We start from the raw sequence: 2,792 nt of genomic DNA on the forward strand, positions 1-2,792 counted from the left end.
TCTCTCCCATTCTTATTGTCAGGAATCGCCTTTACAAACATCAACTTGCCTACATTCATACGTATTATGTATTTGAATATAACAGATATCCATTGATTCTACTAGCCTACAATATGGCCAAAAAAAAGAATCATACAGAAAAGTACATGACTCTCATGGATTGTATGTCTTTGTTGCCTCCAACCGCACAGGTCGAAAAATTTGTTTTGGGATACGTAGTATTCCTTGCATATTTTTGTTGACAGAATAAAAAAGATACAGTTAGTATACTAGTATGTCAAAGAATTTCGATTTGAGATTGGAGGAACCTATGAAAAAAGCAAGAGTTTTCGTAACAATCTTGTTGGTACTGGTTGTAGCTACTGCATCAGTGTTTGCCCAGGGTGGTGGGGAAAAAGGTGACAAGGTATACACCTTGAAGCTTTCCACTCAGTTGAATGAAACCTCTCCCATGGTTGAGGGCTTCAAGCAGCTGGCAGAAAATGTAAAGGCTCGCTCAGAAGGCCGCTTGGTGGTTGAAATCTATCCCTCTGCGCAGTTGGGAAGTGATGAAGATGTTATCGAGCAGGCATTGCAGGGGGTTAACGTTGCGGTCCTTACTGATGGTGGACGCATGGGTAACTATGTGAATGATATTGCCATCATCGGAATGGCCTATTTTGCCAACAACTATGATGAAGTACTTGCAGTAACCAAGAGTGCGAAATTTGCAGAGTGGGAGAAAGAGTTGAGTGAAGAGAATGAGATCCGTGTTCTTTCCTTCAACTGGTATGATGGAGGAAGACACTTCTTCCTGAACAAGGAAGCATATACTCCTGCAGATCTGAGCGGACAGAGAATCAGAACTCCTGGTGCTCCTGCATGGGCAGAGAGTGTTGCCGCACTTGGGGCTACTCCGGTTGCTATGCCTTGGGGTGAAACCTATTCAGCTGTACAGTCCAAAGCAGTGGATGGGTGTGAGGTCCAGCTTACCGCTGCTCTTGGTGCTAGAATCTATGAAGTTCTGGATTACATGATCCGCACGGAGCATTTCCAGCTGATCAACGGCTTGATCGTTGGTGAAAGATGGTTCCAGACTTTGCCGGAAGATCTTCAGACGATTCTGCTCGAGGAAACCAAGGCTGCTGGAGAGAAGAATGCTCGTTATGTACAGTCCAAGATTGCTGAGACAGAAAAGCAACTTGTAGAATATGGCATGAAAATCATTGAGCCAGATGTTGATGCATTTGTCAAAGCAAGTGATGCTGCGTATGAGAAACTCGGTTTTACTGATTTGAGAAAAGAAATCTACGCTCAGATTGGCAAATAATATAAAGAGGAATTAAGCTCTGCAACATGATAATGTTGGGATAGCAGCGGTTTCCAAAGCTATCCCATCATTATGCTAGACGTGAGGGGGATTCAATACATGAATATCTTACAGAAAGGATATAATAAGTTTTGCGACTTTGAGGAGTTGGTTTCCAGTGTGCTCCTGGTAGCAATCACCATCCTGGTTTTTGTCTCTGCCGTATCACGGACAGTTGGATATCCCTTGAACTGGGCGGTTGATATCTCCCTGTTGCTGTTCGCTTGGCAAGTTTTCATTGGTGGGGATCTTGCAGTCAGGAATACCAATCTTATTGGGGTTGAGTTGTTAGCCAATAAATTTCCAGGAAAGGTTCAGAAAGGACTCAAGATTGTCTTTTTCATTATGATTATCATTTTCTTGGCTGTTCTGGTCTATTTCGGTATTCCACTGCTGATCCAGAACAGGAAGCGGCTCTTCCAGGTGCTCCCTATCAGCTACTCCTGGGCAACATTAAGCGTTCCGGTAGGATCATTCCTTATGATTATTTCAGCAAGTATCCGATTGTCTCAAATTATTAAGAAACCAGCTTCCTTCTGGGAGCAAGGCCGGAGGGATGAGTAGTATGGGTGTAGCAACAATTGTTTTTATCATGTTCTTGTTGTTGGGTATGCCGGTAGCGTTTGCAATTGGTATCTCTGGACTGGCATTCTTTATGGTTACTGATAGTCTTCCCTACACCATTGTGGTGCAGAAGGTTTTGGCAACAACACAATCGTTCACCATGTTGGCGATTCCCCTCTTTATCTTTGCAGGGAATCTTATGAACAACACCGGTATTACCAAGCGTCTGATGAAGCTTGCTGATGTCCTGACGGGACATATGCATGGCAATATCGCCCAAGTATCCTGTGTATTGTCCACCTTGATGGGTGGTGTCTCTGGGTCAGCGAATGCAGATGCTGCGATGGAGTCAAGAATCCTTGGTCCTGAGATGATCAAGCGTGGGTATTCCAAAGGTTGGTCAGCTGCCATCAATGGACTTTCTTCCCTCATTGTGGCCACTATCCCCCCTTCCATGGGTTTGATTATCTATGGGTCCATTGGTGAGGTCTCCATCGGCAGATTGTTTGCCGGAGGTTTGCTGCCAGGGTTCATCATGATGATTGCCTTGATGGTTTCTGTTGATATCAGTGCAAGGAAACGAAAGTATCTGCCGGACAATCCTAAGCATGCATCCTTCGCTGAAGTCATGAAAGCCCTGGTTGATGGTATCTGGGCCTTGCTCTTTCCCATTTTGTTGATTGTCTTCATCCGTTTTGGAATCATGACTCCTTCTGAATCAGGTGCATTTGCGGCTGTATATGCAATTTTTGTTGGAGCGGTAATCTATAAGGAACTTACCTGGAAAGTCTTTTACAAGACACTGAAGGACAGCTCCAAGGATATTGCCGTGGTTACCCTTATTCTCGCAATGAGCGGTGTCTTCGGCTATGGTATTGTC

General features: G+C 44.4%; 3 protein-coding genes. All 3 read left to right on the top strand.

What is annotated here, in order from left to right:
- The first annotated feature begins 310 nt into the window (after positions 1–310).
- The gene (locus AB7S66_RS12380) at positions 311–1,309 is read left to right on the top strand and encodes a C4-dicarboxylate TRAP transporter substrate-binding protein (protein WP_428520450.1); all 999 of its coding nucleotides are present in this window, start codon (positions 311–313) and stop codon (positions 1,307–1,309) included.
- A gap of 99 nt (positions 1,310–1,408) precedes the next feature.
- Positions 1,409–1,912 (top strand): TRAP transporter small permease, encoded by a 504-nt coding sequence (locus AB7S66_RS12385; RefSeq protein ID WP_428520452.1) that lies wholly within the window; start codon positions 1,409–1,411, stop codon positions 1,910–1,912.
- Position 1,913: 1 nt separating this feature from the next.
- On the top strand, positions 1,914–2,792 hold an 879-nt coding region (locus AB7S66_RS12390), incomplete at its 3' end, for a TRAP transporter large permease (RefSeq protein ID WP_428520454.1).

The sequence above is a fragment of the Sphaerochaeta sp. genome, assembly GCF_050178175.1.
Lineage (GTDB): Bacteria > Spirochaetota > Spirochaetia > Sphaerochaetales > Sphaerochaetaceae > Sphaerochaeta.